Annotated in this window: 13 protein-coding genes; 2 read left to right on the forward strand and 11 right to left on the reverse strand. The window is 72.4% G+C overall.

Annotation, left to right across the window (positions count from 1 at the left end):
• Positions 1-171 precede the first annotated feature (171 nt).
• The 4 genes from ACIQWR_RS35075 to ACIQWR_RS35090 all read right to left on the reverse strand — a co-directional run bounded on the left by ACIQWR_RS35075 (position 172) and on the right by ACIQWR_RS35090 (position 4,339).
• A complete protein-coding gene (locus tag ACIQWR_RS35075; protein ID WP_404018205.1) occupies positions 172-1,302 on the reverse strand; it encodes a membrane dipeptidase in 1,131 nt (376 codons plus the stop codon).
• A gap of 135 nt (positions 1,303-1,437) precedes the next feature.
• On the reverse strand, positions 1,438-2,616 hold the full coding sequence (locus ACIQWR_RS35080; protein ID WP_404018209.1) for a dipeptidase: 1,179 nt from the start codon (positions 2,614-2,616) through the stop codon (positions 1,438-1,440).
• Positions 2,613-3,110, reverse strand: a complete 498-nt coding sequence (gene purE / locus ACIQWR_RS35085) for a 5-(carboxyamino)imidazole ribonucleotide mutase (RefSeq protein ID WP_404018390.1) — start codon at positions 3,108-3,110, stop codon at positions 2,613-2,615. The genes ACIQWR_RS35080 and purE overlap by 4 nt, the downstream gene beginning before the upstream one ends.
• An 89-nt stretch (positions 3,111-3,199) precedes the next feature.
• Entirely contained in the window at positions 3,200-4,339 is a 1,140-nt protein-coding gene (locus tag ACIQWR_RS35090) for a 5-(carboxyamino)imidazole ribonucleotide synthase (RefSeq protein ID WP_404018211.1), read from the reverse strand.
• A 186-nt stretch (positions 4,340-4,525) separates the two neighbouring features.
• On the opposite strand from ACIQWR_RS35090, the gene ACIQWR_RS35095 reads away from it, so the two are divergent.
• Complete coding sequence (locus ACIQWR_RS35095; protein WP_404018213.1) at positions 4,526-5,095, forward strand: GtrA family protein; 570 nt, start codon at positions 4,526-4,528, stop codon at positions 5,093-5,095.
• A 38-nt stretch (positions 5,096-5,133) separates the two neighbouring features.
• Here the strand turns inward: ACIQWR_RS35095 and ACIQWR_RS35100 are convergent, their stop codons facing one another.
• Together ACIQWR_RS35100 and ACIQWR_RS35105 are read right to left on the reverse strand one after the other, a co-directional pair.
• The gene (locus ACIQWR_RS35100) at positions 5,134-6,399 is read right to left on the reverse strand and encodes an ATP-binding protein (protein WP_404018216.1); all 1,266 of its coding nucleotides are present in this window, start codon (positions 6,397-6,399) and stop codon (positions 5,134-5,136) included.
• 37 nt (positions 6,400-6,436) lie between these two features.
• A complete protein-coding gene (locus ACIQWR_RS35105; protein ID WP_283450654.1) occupies positions 6,437-7,114 on the reverse strand; it encodes a response regulator transcription factor in 678 nt (225 codons plus the stop codon).
• Between the two features lie 491 nt (positions 7,115-7,605).
• On the opposite strand from ACIQWR_RS35105, the gene ACIQWR_RS35110 reads away from it, so the two are divergent.
• The gene (locus tag ACIQWR_RS35110) at positions 7,606-9,120 is read left to right on the forward strand and encodes a peptide MFS transporter (RefSeq protein WP_404018221.1); all 1,515 of its coding nucleotides are present in this window, start codon (positions 7,606-7,608) and stop codon (positions 9,118-9,120) included.
• 88 nt (positions 9,121-9,208) lie between these two features.
• Here ACIQWR_RS35110 and ACIQWR_RS35115 read toward each other — a convergent pair whose 3' ends face one another.
• The 5 genes from ACIQWR_RS35115 to hutI all read right to left on the reverse strand — a co-directional run bounded on the left by ACIQWR_RS35115 (position 9,209) and on the right by hutI (position 14,727).
• The gene (locus ACIQWR_RS35115) at positions 9,209-10,501 is read right to left on the reverse strand and encodes a hypothetical protein (RefSeq protein ID WP_404018392.1); all 1,293 of its coding nucleotides are present in this window, start codon (positions 10,499-10,501) and stop codon (positions 9,209-9,211) included.
• Between the two features lie 14 nt (positions 10,502-10,515).
• Positions 10,516-11,712 carry a neocarzinostatin apoprotein domain-containing protein gene (locus ACIQWR_RS35120; RefSeq protein WP_404018223.1) on the reverse strand — a complete coding sequence of 399 codons (1,197 nt, stop codon included), beginning with the start codon at positions 11,710-11,712 and terminating at the stop codon, positions 10,516-10,518.
• On the reverse strand, positions 11,709-12,728 hold the full coding sequence (locus ACIQWR_RS35125) for a hypothetical protein (protein ID WP_404018225.1): 1,020 nt from the start codon (positions 12,726-12,728) through the stop codon (positions 11,709-11,711). Before ACIQWR_RS35125 ends, ACIQWR_RS35120 begins: the two co-directional genes overlap by 4 nt.
• Positions 12,729-12,745: 17 nt before the next feature.
• Positions 12,746-13,423 (reverse strand): LPXTG cell wall anchor domain-containing protein, encoded by a 678-nt coding sequence (locus ACIQWR_RS35130; RefSeq protein ID WP_404018227.1) that lies wholly within the window; start codon positions 13,421-13,423, stop codon positions 12,746-12,748.
• A 125-nt stretch (positions 13,424-13,548) separates the two neighbouring features.
• Positions 13,549-14,727: an imidazolonepropionase gene (gene hutI / locus ACIQWR_RS35135; RefSeq protein ID WP_404018229.1), complete on the reverse strand. Its 1,179-nt coding sequence runs from the start codon at positions 14,725-14,727 to the stop codon at positions 13,549-13,551.
• Positions 14,728-14,819 lie beyond the last annotated feature (92 nt).

The following is a 14,819-nucleotide window of genomic DNA, read 5'->3' on the forward strand; positions in this document are numbered from 1 at the left end:
CGGCGTTTGAGGCGATGGCCCGGGCGGAGCCTCCGGGTGCGGGTCGTGTGCCCTCCGGGCGGGTGCCCTCAAACGCCGGGCGGGCTTGATTCCCGGGCGGGCTTGATGGGGCCCGGGCGGGCTTGATGGGGCCTGCTCCAGCCCCGCCGGCGATTGAGGCGACGGGCTCGCTCAGCTGCCGGCGCCGCGCCGGTGCTGGGCCGCGCGGGCGGTGAATTCCGCGTCGCGCAGCACGCGCTGGGCGTTGTCCCAGGTCAGCAGGGTCAGGTCGGTTTCCGACCAGCCCCGGTCGAGGAGTTCGGCGATCAGTCGGGGATAGCCGGACGCGTCGGTCAGACCGGCCGGGCGGGGGGTGGCCGGTTCGCTGCCGAAGGCAGCGCCGAGGCCGACGCAGTGCGGGCCCGCCACCGCCCGCACGTGGTCGAGGTGGTCCGCCACCACGTGCAGAGAGTCGCCGGTCTGGGCGGAGGCGAAGGTGACCATGCACAGGCCGCCCGCGGCCCGCAGGGCGAGCAGCACCTCGTCGGAGACGTTCCCGGGGTGCGGGGTGAGCGCGGCGGAGGCCGTGTGGGAGATCAGTACGGGGGCCTTCGAGGCGCCCGCGATCTGCACGGCCACGGCGTCGTCGCAGCCGGTCAGGTCGATCAGCACCGCGAGCCGGTTCAGCTCCCGCACCACCTCGTGCCCGAAGGCCGTCAGCCCCCGGTCCGCCCACGCGGCGCCGGCCGGCGCCATGCTGCGCACGCCCAGGGCGTGCAGGGCCCGCAGGGTGCCGAGCGAGTCGGTGAGCGTGCGGCCGGGCGCCGGGCCCAGGAAGGAGGCGATCCGCCCGCGGTTGCGCGCGTCGGCCATGTCGTCCGCGCACAGGGCGAGGCTCAGGCTGTCGGGGTAGCGCCGCATCATCGCCTGCGCGACGTCGATCTGTTCGAGGGTCTCCGCCACCACCCGGTCCTGCCCGGGGGTGAGCAGCGACCAGAACTGGGCACCGACCGCGCCGGCCCGCAGCCGGGGGATGTCGGTGTCCACGCCGCCCTCGGGGGTGCCGATGTTGTCGTGGTACGGGCTCTGGCGCAGCGTCCACAACAAGGTGTTGCACCCGTCCGCGACGGGATGGACGGCCAGCAGCGCGGCGGCCCGGTCGAGGGCCCCGGGCAGGCCCGGGGCGGGCGCGGGGGCAGCTCCGACGGAGCCTGGGGAGGCGGGGGCGGAGCCCCCGTGCGCGGGGTCGTCCTGCAGGTCGGCCATGGCGTTCGCTCCGGTCTCGGCGGCAGCGGGGAGGGAGAAGTGTTGCCACCGTGACATGGGGGACGCCCGGGTTCGCGGCGGATGTGGCGTTCGGGTGGCGCGGGGCCCGTGGACCCCGCGCCGACCTGCACGTCCGCCGCCCGCGGCCGGTGCCGCGACCCGGGAGGGAGCCCGCCTAGAGCTGCGGCCGCACTAGAGCACCGCGTTCGACGGGCCGCGGCTCGCCGACAGGTCGGCCGCCACCGACTCCGCGTCCCGCAGCGCCCGTACCGCGTTCGACCAGGTGAGCTTGGCCAGGTCGGCCCGCGACCAGCCGCGGGTCAGCAGCTCCGCGATCAGGTTCGGGTAACCGGACACGTCGTCCAGCCCGGCCGGGGTGAAGGCCGTGCCGTCGAAGTCGCCGCCGATGCCGATGTGGTCCACGCCCGCGACCTCGCGCATGTGGTCCAGGTGGTCGGCGACCGTGGCCGCCGTGGCGAGCGGGCGCGGGTTCGCCGCCTCGAAGGCCCGGTGCAGGGCCATCGCCTCGGGCCCGGTGTCCAGGTGGTGCAGCCCGTGCGCGCGCAGGTTCTCGTCGGCGGAGGCGGTCCAGGACACCGCCGCCGGGAGGATGAACTTGGGCACGAAGGTGGCCATCGCCACGCCCCCGTTGGCCGGGAGCAGCGCGAGCACGTCGTCCGGGACGTTGCGCGGGTGGTCGCAGATCGCCAGCGCGGACGAGTGCGAGAAGATCACCGGCGCCACCGAGACGGCGAGCGCGTCGCGCATGGTGGTGGCCGCCACGTGCGAGAGGTCCACCAGCATGCCGATGCGGTTCATCTCGCGCACGACCTCGCGGCCGAAGTCCGTGAGCCCGCCGTGGCGCGGCTCGTCGGTCGCCGAGTCCGCCCAGTCGATGGTGTCGTTGTGCGTGAGCGTCATGTAGCGGACGCCGAGCAGGTGCAGGGAGCGCAGGGTGGCCAGCGAGTTGTTGATGGAGTGGCCGCCCTCGGCGCCCATCAGCGAGGCGATCCGGCCGTTCGCCCGCGCCGCCTCCATGTCGTCCGCCGTGAGCGCCCGGACCAGGTCGTGCGGGTAGCGCTCGATCAGCTGGCCGACCGCGTCCATCTGTTCCAGGGTGGCGCTGACCGCCTCGTCGCCCGCGAAGTCGGAGCGGACGTAGACGGACCAGAACTGCGCCCCGACCCCGCCGGCGCGCAGCCGGGGGATGTCGGTGTGCAGGTGCGCGGACTGGTCGGCGGCGATGTCCCGCTGGTCCAGGTCGTAGCGCACCTGGTGGCGCAGCGCCCAGGGCAGGTCGTTGTGGCCGTCGACCACCGGGTGCTCGGCGAGCAGTTCCAGCGCCTCGTCCAGGCGCTGCGCCGCGCTCACTTGCCGAACCCGAAGGAGTCCGCGCCGGCGACCTTGGCCCGCAGTCGCTTGCCCTTCTCGGTGGCCTGGTCGTTCAGTTCCTGCTGGAACTCGCGCATCCGGCCCATCAGCTCCGGGTCCTGGGTGGCGAGGATCCGTACGGCCAGCAGCCCGGCGTTGCGCGCGCCGCCGACGGAGACGGTGGCGACGGGAACCCCGGCGGGCATCTGGACGATCGAGAGCAGCGAGTCCATGCCGTCGAGGTACTTGAGCGGCACCGGTACGCCGATCACGGGCAGCGGGGTCACCGACGCCAGCATCCCGGGCAGGTGCGCGGCGCCGCCGGCGCCCGCGATGACCGCCTTCAGTCCGCGCCCGGCGGCCTGCTCCCCGTACGCGATCATCTCGCGCGGCATCCGGTGCGCGGAGACGACGTCCACCTCGTAGCGGACCTCGAACTCGTCGAGCGCCTGGGCGGCGGCCTCCATCACGGGCCAGTCGGAGTCCGAGCCCATGACGATGCCGATGACCGGCCCCGCCGAAGACGCGGCGGACCCGGCGGACGCCGAGGACGCCGACGGTGCGGAGGAGGTACCAGGAGTGCTCATTCGGTGATCGTCCCTCTGAGGTAGCCGGCTGCGTGACGTGCGCGCTCCAGCACATCGTCCAGGTCGTCGCCGTAGGTGTTGACGTGGCCGACCTTGCGGCCCGGTTTCACGTCCTTGCCGTACATGTGGATCTTCAGCTGGGGGTCGTGCGCCATGCAGTGCAGGTACGCCGCGTACATGTCGGGGTAGTCCCCGCCCAGTACGTTCGCCATGACCGTCCAGCGGGCGCGGGGGCGCGGGTCGCCCAGCGGGAGGTCCAGGACCGCGCGCACGTGGTTGGCGAACTGCGAGGTCATCGCGCCGTCCTGGGTCCAGTGCCCGGAGTTGTGCGGGCGCATGGCCAGTTCGTTGACCAGGATCCGGCCGTCGCGGGTCTCGAACAGCTCGACGGCCAGGTGGCCGGTCACGTCGAGCTCCTTGGCGATCCGCAGGGCGAGGGCCTGGGCCTCGCCCGCGAGGGCCTCGGAGAGGTTCGGGGCGGGGGCGATCACCGTGTCGCAGACCCCGTCCACCTGGACGGACTCGACGACCGGGTACGCCACGGCCTGGCCGTGCGGGGAGCGGACGATGTTGGCCGCCAGCTCCCGTACGTAATCGACCTTCTCCTCGGCCAGGACCGGCACGCCCGCCTTGAAGGGCGCCTCGGCGTCCTCCTCCGTGCGCACGAACCACACGCCCTTGCCGTCGTACCCGCCGCGCACGGTCTTGAGGATGACGGGGAAACCGCCCACCTCGGCCGCGAAGGCCACCGCGTCCGCCGGATCGCTCACGATCCGGTGGCGGGGGCTGGGCGCGCCGATCGCGTCGAGCCGGGCGCGCATCACCCCCTTGTCCTGGGCGTGCACGAGCGCGTCGGGCCCCGGGCGGACGGGGATGCCGTCCGCTTCCAGGGCCCGCAGGTGCTCGGTGGGGACGTGCTCGTGATCGAAGGTGATCACGTCGCAGCCGCGCGCGAAGGCGCGCAGCGTCTCCAGGTCGCGATAGTCGCCGATGACGACGTCGCTGACGACCTGGGCCGCCGAGTCCTGTGGGCTGTCACTGAGGATCTTGAATTTGATGCCGAGGGGGATACCCGCCTCGTGGGTCATGCGGGCGAGCTGTCCGCCGCCGACCATGCCGACTACCGGGAACGTCACTCCTCCAGGGTATCGGCCGGATTCCGCCATTCGGACGCCGGCCGGGCCGGATCACGTCCGGCGGGGAGGTCTACGCGCGTCCCGCCCGCTGCTCCGCGCGGGTGTCGGAAGGCACACGCGTTTGGTTGGGCCGAGACTTAACATGGACAGGTTGGAACCATCGACCGGCAGGGACTGAACCATCACATGAGCACCCCGAAACACGTCACCTTGAGCGAACGCTTCCGCGGCATCGGCCGGGAGGTCATCAAGTTCGGCGCGGTCGGCGGTATGGGCGTGCTCGTCAACTTCGGCGTCTTCAACCTGCTCCGGCACACCACCGACCTGGCCGTCGTGCGCGCGAGCGTCATAGCCATCGTCGTGGCGATCATCAGCAATTACATCGGGTTCCGGTACTTCACCTACCGCGACCGCGACCGCGGCAACCGGCGCCGCGAGATGACGCTCTTCGTCGCCTTCAGCCTGATCGGCATGGTCATCGAGAGCGGCGTGCTCTACGCGGCCACCTACGGCTTCGGCTGGGACAGCAACCTGCAGAGCAACATATTCAAGTTCCTCGGCATGGGCGTCGCGACCGTGTTCCGCTTCTGGTCCTACCGGACCTGGGTCTTCCGCGCCCTGCCCGAGTCCACCCCCGCCGCCGCGACCACCGTGGTCGCCGCGCAGCGCGAGGGGGACGCCGCCCAGGCCGCCCCGGACGCCCCGGCCGCGGGCGCCGTCTCCCCCGAGCCCGCCCCGGAGCCGGCCGCCCGCTAGTACGCCTGGTACGCGTCGTACGCCTGGTACGCCAGTACCTAGCGGACCGGCTGCTCGTGGTCCACCCGCTCCGGCGCCGTCCGGCTCAGGAAGAGGGCGAAGACCGGCGGCTGCGCCTGGAGCAGTTCGAGCCGGCCGCCGTCCGCCTCGGCCAGGTCCCGGGCCACCGCGAGGCCGATGCCCGTGGAGTTCCGCCCGCTGATCGCCCGCTCGAAGATCCGGTTGCCGAGGTCCGAAGGCACTCCCGGACCGTCGTCCGTCACCTCGATGACCGACTGGTTCCCGGTCACCCGGGTGCGCAGGGCGACCGTTCCGCCACCGTGCATGAGCGCGTTCTCGACCAGCGTCGCCAGCACCTGGGACACCGCTCCCGGCGTGCCCACGGCCCGCATCCCCTGCTTCCCCGAGCGCACGATGGCGCGCCCGGCGCTGCGGTAGGCCGGCCGCCACTCCTCCACCTGTTGTTTGACGATCTCGTCCAGGTCGAAGGGGACCGCCGAGCCCGTGCGCGGGTCGCGGGAGTTCGTCAGCAGCCGTTCCACCACGTCCGTGAGCCGCTCCACCTGGGTGAGGGCGATGCTCGCCTCCTCCCGTACGGTCTCCAGGTCGTCCGTGACGGTGATCTCCTCCAGCCGCATCGACAGCGCGGTCAGCGGGGTGCGCAGCTGGTGCGAGGCATCGGCGGCCAGGCGCCGCTCCGCGGTCAGCATCCGCCCGATCCGCTCCGCACTGGCGTCCAGGACGTCCGCGACCCGGTCCAGCTCGGGAACCCCGTACCGCTTGTGGCGCGGCCGCGGGTCCCCCGAGCCGAGGCGCTCGGCGGTCTCGGCGAGGTCGGTGAGCGGGGAGGCCAGCCGGTTGGCCTGGCGCACCGCGAGCAGGACGGCCGCCACGACGGCGAGCAGGGCGACGGCGCCGACCACCGCGAGGGTGCGGCCGACCTCCTTGGTGACCGTGGAGCGGGACTCCTCGACCACCACCACCTCGCCGTTCTCGCCCTTGGCGGTGCCGCGCAGGGCGCTGCCGTCGACGGGCACGCCGATGTCGACCGGGGGCTTGCCGGGGACCTGGATGCGGGCGTAGCGCCCGGCGTCCAGCTGCTCGCCGAGCGAGCGGGCGTCGATCGGCTTCTTCTCCAGCACGTTCGACTCGACGATGCCGACGAGGCGCAGGGCCTCGGATTCGACGCTGTCCTGGGCGCTGTTCGTGATCGTCCGGGTCTCCACGATCACGAGGGAGATCCCGAACACGGCGATCACGACGAGCACCACGGCGAGCGTGGAGTTGATCAGGCGGCGGCGCATGCCTTAGAGGATGCCCTAACGGGTGCCCCCGGGGCGGTCAGCTCTTCTCGAAGCGGAAGCCCACGCCCCGGACGGTCGCGATGTAGCGCGGGTTCGCGGCGTCGTCGCCCAGCTTCTTGCGCAGCCAGGAGATGTGCATGTCCAGGGTCTTGGTCGAGGACCACCAGGTGGTGTCCCAGACCTCGCGCATGAGCTGGTCGCGGGTGACGACCCGGCCCGCGTCGCGCACCAGGACCCGCAGCAGGTCGAACTCCTTGGCGGTGAGCTGGAGCTCCTCCTCCCCCATCCAGGCGCGGTGCGACTCGACGTCGATCCGCACCCCGTGGGTGGCGGGCGGCTGGGCGGGCTCGGCGGCGCCGCGCCGGAGCAGGGCCCGGACCCGGGCCAGCAGCTCGGCGAGCCGGAAGGGCTTGGTCACGTAGTCGTCGGCCCCGGCGTCCAGTCCGACCACGGTGTCGACCTCGTCGGCCCGGGCGGTCAGGACCAGGATCGGGAAGCCGTGGCCCTCGGCACGCAGCCGGCGGGCGACCTCCAGGCCGTCCATCCCGGGCAGGCCCAGGTCCAGGACGACAAGATCGACGCCGCCCTGCAGTCCCGCGTCCAGAGCGGTCGGGCCGTCCTCACGGACCTCGACCTCGTACCCCTCCCGGCGCAGGGCGCGGGCCAGGGGTTCCGAGATGGATGCGTCGTCCTCGGCGAGCAGTACACGCGTCATGTGGGTGATGGTAGTCCGCGGCGGGCGGCCGCAGGGCTGCACCCGGACACCCCTGTCGATCTAGTCTTGTAGTCGGCTCACGACCTTCGATTGTGATCAAACGGTTCCCCGGAATCCTGTGATCCATATCTCAAGTCCTTTCATATGCCGCAGTGTCGTGTCGTATGGTGTCGAGGCGCCTGATGCACTACCCCGGGGACCTTTGCGCCGAAAAGCGAGCCAAAGGTCTCTACTTCTGTCCTGACCGGCGAGCCAGTCTCTTGGGACTGCCCTTAGCCGGGCTTGATGACAGTGAATGACCTGTGGGCCGGGCCCTGCGCGCGAAGATGCGCGACAGGGCGTGGATCCCGGTGACGGATGTCCCTTCGCGGCCGAGACGGCCGCGAGACCCCTGGGCGTGGGGCGGGGCGCTCGACGCCGGTGCCGGCCACCCCCCACCGGGCGCCGTTCCGCTCACGAAGCGAGGCGTCCCGATCAAGCAAGGATCGACCATGGCTTCCAGCCTGACGGAGGGTTCGGCGGACTCGTCCACCGAAAAGACCTTCTTCGGCCACCCCCGTGGCCTGGCCACTCTGTTCATGACCGAGATGTGGGAGCGCTTCTCCTACTACGGCATGCGCGCACTGCTCGTGTACTACTTGGTCTCGGGCGGCGCCGACGCCGCCACGGGCAGCCAGGGCGGCGGCCTGGCCATGACGGCGGCCACGACCACGGCCATCTACTCGGTCTACGTCTCCATGGTCTACCTCATGGCGATGCCGGGCGGCTGGTTCGGTGACCGTGTCTGGGGCGCCCGCAAGACGGTCGCCATCGCCGGCTTCGTGATCATCGCCGGTCACGTGTCACTGGCCGTTCCCGGCCAGGCGATGTTCTTCGTCGGTCTGATCCTGGTCGCGGCCGGTTCGGGTCTGCTGAAGGCCAACATCTCCACGATGGTCGGTCACCTCTACGACGGTCCCGAGGACCCGCGTCGTGACGGTGGCTTCACCCTCTTCTACATCGGCATCAACCTCGGTGCCTTCGTCGCCCCGTTCGTCGTCGGAACGGTCGGCAAGGAACACAACTGGCACCTGGGCTTCGCCCTCGCCGCCGTCGGCATGGCCCTGGGTCTCACCCAGTTCCTGCTGGGCACCAAGCACCTGAGCCCGAAGAGCAGCGAGGTCCCGAACCCGCTGTCCGCCGAGGAGCGCAAGGCCGTCCTCACGAAGGTCGCGTTCGTGGTCCTGGGCATCGCCGTCTTCTACGGCGCCGTGATCGCCCTGGGTGCGTACACGCTGAACTGGGCGCTGGTCCCGCTGACGCTGGCCGGCCTGTTCATCCCGATCGCCGTCCTGACGCGCATCAAGCGCGACAAGGACCTCTCGGGCACCGAGCAGTCGAAGATGACCGCGTACATCTGGTTCTTCGTCGCCGCCGCCGTCTTCTGGATGATCTACGACCAGGGCGGCTCCACGCTCTCCCTGTTCGCCGACGGCAAGACCGCCGACACCGTCTTCGGCTTCGGCTTCTCGGCCACCTGGTACCAGTCGCTGAACCCGCTGTTCGTCATGGCGCTGGCCCCGGTCTTCGCCTGGCTGTGGCTGTGGCTGGCGCGCAAGAACCAGGAGCCGAACACCATCGTGAAGTTCGCGATGGGTCTGGTCCTGGTCGGCGCCTCGTTCTTCGTCTTCATCGTCCCGATGAACATGGCGTCGGACGGCAAGGTCTCCCCGATGTGGCTGGTCTCGATCTACATGATCCAGACCATCGGCGAGCTGTGCCTCTCCCCGGTCGGCCTCTCGGTCACCACGAAGATGGCTCCGCAGAAGTACGCCTCCCAGATGATGGGCGTCTGGTTCCTCGCGGTCACCGCCGGTGACTGCACGACCAGCCTCCTGTCCATCGGTGGCGTGGACCTGAACGGCACCTGGGTCATCGGCCTGGAGGCGGCGGCCGCCGTCCTCGCTGGCTTCGCGATCTACTCGTACCGCAAGAAGGTCCAGGCGCTCATGGGCACCGTGCACTGACGCACGACCCGCACGCGCGCTGAGCACGTACGCGACGGCCCGGCACACCGGAAGGTGTGCCGGGCCGTCGCGCGTGCGCGTGCGGTGCCTACCTCGTGCCGCGCAGCCGGCGCCACGGGGTGAAGGTGAAGACCGCGCCGCCGAGCAGCACCACGGTCCCGGCGACCAGCGCCAGGGCCTTGATGCCGCCGTCGTCGGAGGCGCCGGTCTCGGCCAGGCCGCCCGCGGCCGCCGCGGCGGAACCGCTCGTGCCCGAGGTGCCGGAGCCGCCCGGCTGGGCCGCCGTGTCGAGCTCCAGGGAGACCCCGCTGGTGGTGGCCTTGCAGGGCACGTTGATCGGCGGGGCACCCGCCGACATCGTGACGTCGATGGTCAGCTGGTCGGGGGTGAGCGTCACCTTGCCCGTCTTGCCGGGCGTGTAGGTGCCGCTCATGTCGCTCAGGCTGACCGGCGCCTTGTCCGGGATGGGCTCCGCGTTGGCCGGGCCCGTGACCTTGACCGTGCCGCTGTCGGCGCCGCCGAGCTTGATGTTCATCGAGGGCTTGAGGGCGCCCGCCGGCAGGGCCATCGGGCTGGCCATGGCTCCCTTGGCGGTCTTGACGGTCAGGGCGTAGGCGCCGCCGTTCTTCTTGGCGCTGATCGTGACCGGGGTCTTGATGCCCCCGGGGACGACCGCCCCGCAGTCGTAGGTGACGTCCACGGCCTTGCCCGGGAAGTCGGTCTGCCCGCCGCTGCCGCCGGTGGTGGCCCCACCCGTGGTGGTCGCCCCACCCGTGGTCGTGGCCCCGCCCGTGGTGGTCGCCCCGCCGGTCGTGGTCGCGCCGCCCGTGGTGGTGCCCCCGGTCGTCGACCCGCCGCCCTCGACCTTGATGGTCGCCCCGGCCTTCACCGTCTCCTTCGGCGAGCACTTGGTCTCGGTGGTCATGATCTGGTTGACGTTGATCGTGTACTTGTCGGGCGTGAGCGTGATGTCGCCCGCCTTCTCGATCTTGAGCTTGCCCTTCATCTCCGACAGCACCATCTGGCTGTTCTTGGGGATCGGCGGGTTCTGGCGCGGGCCCTGGACCGCCACGGTGCCGCTCTGGGCCCCGCCGACGGTGACGTTGCCGCTCGGCTGGACGACGTCCTTGTTCAGGTCCAGCACATCCGGGTTCTTCGACGCCGCCTTGACCGTCTTCCAGCTGATGTCGACGGTGTCACCGACCTTCGCGGTCGCCGGCGCGGTGATCGCCACCGTCGTCTCGCCCTGGATCGGGGGGAGATTGCTGATGGCGGGCGGGATGCACTCGGTCTTGAAGGTGATCTCGGCGGCCTGGGCGGGGGTCGCCGCCAGCAGGATCCCCGCCCCGCCGAGCATCAGCGCGACCCCGGCCGCGCTCATCCTCCGTTGGGTCTTCACGACTGTCCCTTCGTTGTCGGATGGTCTTCTGACGGTGCGGATGTCTGTACGGGTGGTGCTCCCGGAGCGTCGGCGCCGTCCGGGGTGAACCACGGCAGTACGGCCGTGGCGGTCTGGGGGGACGGCGCCGGCGGGCGCCGCGGGGGGCCGCCGGGGCGGCGTACGACGCCCGGGACGCGCGGCAGCCGCGCGGTGACGGCGTTCGCCGGATCGCGCGGGGCGTCGGCGGGCGGGCTGCCGCGGTGACGGCCGGAGCCGGGGGTGCGCGGGCGGACCTTGTCGACGACGGCCATGCCGACCCGGAAGAGCGCGGCGGGGATCACCAGGCACAGCAGCCCCCAGAAGAGGAGGACGCCGTAGGGCCGGTCCACCCCCCAGGGCTGGGTGGCCAGGACCTTCTCGCCGTACTTGAGCGAGAGCGTGTAGTCGCCGTACGCGCCCGCGCCCAGCTCGACGTCGATCGCGACCCGGGCCTTTTGACCGGGCGGGATCGTGCCCTTCCACCGGTGTTCCTCCCAGGTCGGCGCGAACACCCCGTGGGCGGTGCCGATCTGGAAGACGGGATCGGTGACCGGGGCCGAGCCGAGGTTGCCGACCGTGACCACGAACCGGCGGCCCGGCGGAGCGCCGAACCAGGTCAACACACCGTCGTCGCCCTCCAGTTGGACACCGGTCAAAAGGGCGAGGCGGCCCGTGCCGGACTCCGCCGGCAGCTCGGCCACCGGATGGTCCGTGATCTTCACCGGGACGGCGACGGTGGACTGGTCCCCGTTGACGGAGGCCACGTTGACCACGCAGGGACAGGGCTTGGGCGGCCCCACCACCGGCAGCTGGGCGGCGAAGTGCCCGGCCTCGTCGACGGCGACGGCGGCGCCGTCCGCATTGGCGCAGCTGTTGGTGCCGCCGATCATGTTCTGCCCACAGACCAGCAGCATGACCATGGTCTTCGGTCGCCAGCCGGTGCCGGTGACGGTGACCTCGGTGCCCTTGGCGACCTCCTGGAGGGAGAGCGTCGCGGCGGGTTTGCCGTCGGCGGCGGGCGCGGCCACGGCGGAGGCCGCCGCCAGCGCGAGGAGGGTGCCCGCCAGCGCGACCACCAGTGCCGTCGCCGCCTTGCGGCCCGGTACGCGCCGGCGCGCGGCCGGGCGGGCGCGGCCGGCCGCCGGGGGCGGGGCAACGTAGCGCGTGCTCACCTGGGAGCTCCCGTCAACTCGTGTTCTGGCAGGTGGGGTTCGGCGTGCGCGCCGGTCCCGTCCGAGCGCCCGCCGGCGTCGGCGGGCGACGCCGCACGGGACGCCCGTCGGGTGCGTACGAGCAGGTGCGCGACCAGGGCCGCGGCCCCGGGGACGAGCAGCCCGGCGCCGATCCAGCCGACGAGGCCCCAGGGCACGAACCACGCGGAGGCGGTGGTCGTGGCCCGCGCGCCGCCCGGTGCGGTGACCGTGAGGGTGAGCCGGACGTCGTCGAGGACCGGGGCCCCGGGCCAGGCTTCGCTCAGCTCGACCCGCTGGCCGGGCAGCAGTTCGACGGGCAGGGTGCGCACGGTGCGGCCCGGCACCTCGCCGAACAGGCCCTCGGCGCGCACCGACAGCTCGGGCGCGAGGGCCACGTTCCCGCGGTTGACCAGGGTGTAGTGGATGACGGCGGCCGCGCCCTTGCCGCTGACCGAGGCGTGTTCGACGGTGAGGGCGGCCAGCACCGGACCGCTGACGCGCAGGTGGACCCGTACGGCCGCCTCGTGACCGGCTTCGGTCGCGACGACGGCGACGGGGTGGTCGCCCGGCGCCGCGGCGGGGGGCACGGTGACGGTGAAGGGGACCACGGCGCGGGTGCGCGGCGGGATCGTGACGGTGCGGGCCGCGCCGAAGCCGATCCAGGACCCGGCCCCGGTGGACCGCGCGGCCGGGCGCACCGCGAGGGCCCCCGCTCCGGTGTTGTAGGCGTCCGCTCCGCGCAGGGTCACGACGTGTTCCCGGTCCGTGGGGTTGGCCAGCGCGAGGCGGTCCTCCAGCACCGTGCCGGGGGTTCCCTCCAGGTAGAAGTACGGGCGGGCGCCGCCGGGGCGGGCCGTCGACCCGGCGGCCGGCTCGGCGCTCCAGCCGGGGTCGGCCGCCCGCGCCGGGGTGGCGAAGGACAGGACGACCGCGCAGAGCAGGCCGAACAGCCCGGACAGCGCGAGGCGGGTGTGGTGGCGGCGGAGCACGGGCATGGCCGGGTCCGCTCCGTTCAGGGCCGGGCCCGTTGGCCGCGCCGGGTCAGCCAGAGCGCCCCGGCGGCGCCGGAGAGCAGCACGGTGGCGCCCAGGGTGCCCAGCGCGAGGGCGGAGTCGGCGGGGCCGGTCTGCGGGAGGGTGTCCTCGGTGCCGCCCGAGGCGGGGGACTTCGCCGCGCCGGCGGCCGCCGTCACCTCCATCTCCAGGGAGGGCTTGGGGCTGTTGCCGGCCTTGCAGGTGGTCGTGGTGCCCATCGCCTTGATGGTGAGCACGCCCGCGGTGAAGGTGACCTTGCCGCTCTTCTTCGGGGTGTAGGTGCCCGAGAGGTCGGAGATCTTGATGGGCGCGTTGGCGGGCGCGGCCACCGTGTTGGGCGGGCCCGCGACCGGGACGCCGGCCGTCTCGTCCCCGGCCACCGTGATGACGGCGCTGGGCGACATCGCGCCGGGGCCGAGCTCGATGGGGCTGGAGGAGACGCCCTTCTGGAAGGACATCGTGAGCTTGTAGCCGTCGCCCTCTTTGACGGCCTTGATGTCGATGGGCGACACGGCCGACTTCGGGCCGATCGGGGTTTCGCAGTCGTACTTGACGTCGACCACATCGGCCTGCGCGGCCGGGGCGGCCAGCAGGACCGCCGATCCGGCCAGCGCGGTGGCGAGCGCGAGCGCGGTGGAGCGTTTCCGGTTGGACACCTTCGTCTTCCCCTCGGGCCTCGGAACCACGTGTCACTGATGGCAAGTTACTGACGGCACATCAGATTTGGTGGCTCAAAGTACGCCGAGGGGCCTACGGAAGGAAGAGACGCGACACCCCGGTATCAGGAGGCCCGGACACCCCGCTGCCACACGGCCGAAACGAGCGGGACGCCCGGCCGGTAGGCCAGGTGGACGTGGCTCGGGGCGTCCAGCAGGGCCAGGTCCGCCCGCGCACCGGGCGTGAGCGCGCCGATGTCGGTGCGGCGCAGGGCGCGGGCGCCGCCCGCGGTGGCGGACCACAGGGCCTCGTCGGGGGTCATGCCCATGTCCCGGACGGCCAGCGCGATGCAGAAGGGCATCGAACTCGTGTAGGAGGAGCCGGGGTTGCAGTCGGTCGACAGGGCGACGGTGGCGCCGGCGGCGAGCAGTCGGCGGGCGTCCGGCCACTGGGCGCGGGTGGAGAACTCGGCGCCGGGCAGCAGGGTGGCCACCGTGGTCGCGGCCCCCTGGCCGAGCGCGTCGACGTCGGCGTCGGTCAGGTGCGTGCAGTGGTCGGCGGAGGCCGCCTCCAGCTCCACGGCCAGCTGGACGCCGGGGCCGTGGGAGAGCTGGTTGGCGTGGATGCGCGGGATCAGGCCCGCGGCCGCGCCCGCGGTGAGGATGGCGCGGGCCTGGTCCCCGTCGAAGGCCCCCTTCTCGCAGAAGACGTCCACCCAGCGTGCGTACGGGGCGCAGGCCGCCAGCATCTCGCCGGTGACCAGGTCGACGTAGGCCGCCGGGTCCGCGGCGAAGTCGGGCGAGACGATGTGCGCGCCGAGGTAGGTGACCTCCTCGGTGTGGGCGGCGGCGATGCGCAGGGCGCGGGCCTCGTCCTCGACGGTCAGGCCGTAGCCGGACTTGGTCTCGAAGGTGGTGGTGCCCTGGCGGCGGGCCTCGTCGAGGTGGCGGACCAGATTGGCCTCCAGCTCGGCGTCGGTGGCGGCGCGGGTGGCGGCGACCGTGGTCCGGATCCCGCCGGCGGAGTAGCTGCGGCCCGACATCCGGGCGTTGAACTCGGCGGTGCGGTCGCCCGCGAAGACCAGGTGCGAGTGGGAGTCGACGAAGCCGGGGATCACGGCGCGGCCGTTCGCGTCGAACGCGTGGTCCGCGGCCGGGGCCTGCGCGGTGGGGCCGACCCAGGCGACCTTGTCGTCCTCGATGACGAGGGCGGCGTCGTGGAGCAGCCCCAACGGGGAACCGTCCCCGAGGGCGGGGTCGTTGGTGACGAGGCTGGCGATGTGGGTGATGACGGTGGTGGTCACGAATTCCTCTCGGAGGCACGGGGCTCCGCCCCGGACCCGGTCCTCAAACGCCGGACGGCTGAAAGATGCGCTCAAACGCCGCGCGGGCTGGA

This window comes from Streptomyces sp. NPDC098789 (assembly GCF_044759975.1).
Lineage (GTDB): Bacteria > Actinomycetota > Actinomycetes > Streptomycetales > Streptomycetaceae > Streptomyces.

What these genes read in the sequence shown, in the direction of transcription:
- ACIQWR_RS35075 (WP_404018205.1), bottom strand. Translation starts at nt 1,302, where the DNA reads ATGTCACGGTGGCAACACTTCTCCCTCCCCGCTGCCGCCGAGACCGGA.
- ACIQWR_RS35125 (WP_404018225.1), bottom strand. Translation starts at nt 12,728, where the DNA reads ATGCCCGTGCTCCGCCGCCACCACACCCGCCTCGCGCTGTCCGGGCTG.
- ACIQWR_RS35110 (WP_404018221.1), top strand. Translation starts at nt 7,606, where the DNA reads ATGGCTTCCAGCCTGACGGAGGGTTCGGCGGACTCGTCCACCGAAAAG.
- ACIQWR_RS35105 (WP_283450654.1), bottom strand. Translation starts at nt 7,114, where the DNA reads ATGACGCGTGTACTGCTCGCCGAGGACGACGCATCCATCTCGGAACCC.
- ACIQWR_RS35095 (WP_404018213.1), top strand. Translation starts at nt 4,526, where the DNA reads ATGAGCACCCCGAAACACGTCACCTTGAGCGAACGCTTCCGCGGCATC.
- purE (WP_404018390.1), bottom strand. Translation starts at nt 3,110, where the DNA reads ATGGGCTCGGACTCCGACTGGCCCGTGATGGAGGCCGCCGCCCAGGCG.
- ACIQWR_RS35115 (WP_404018392.1), bottom strand. Translation starts at nt 10,501, where the DNA reads ATGAGCGCGGCCGGGGTCGCGCTGATGCTCGGCGGGGCGGGGATCCTG.
- ACIQWR_RS35100 (WP_404018216.1), bottom strand. Translation starts at nt 6,399, where the DNA reads ATGCGCCGCCGCCTGATCAACTCCACGCTCGCCGTGGTGCTCGTCGTG.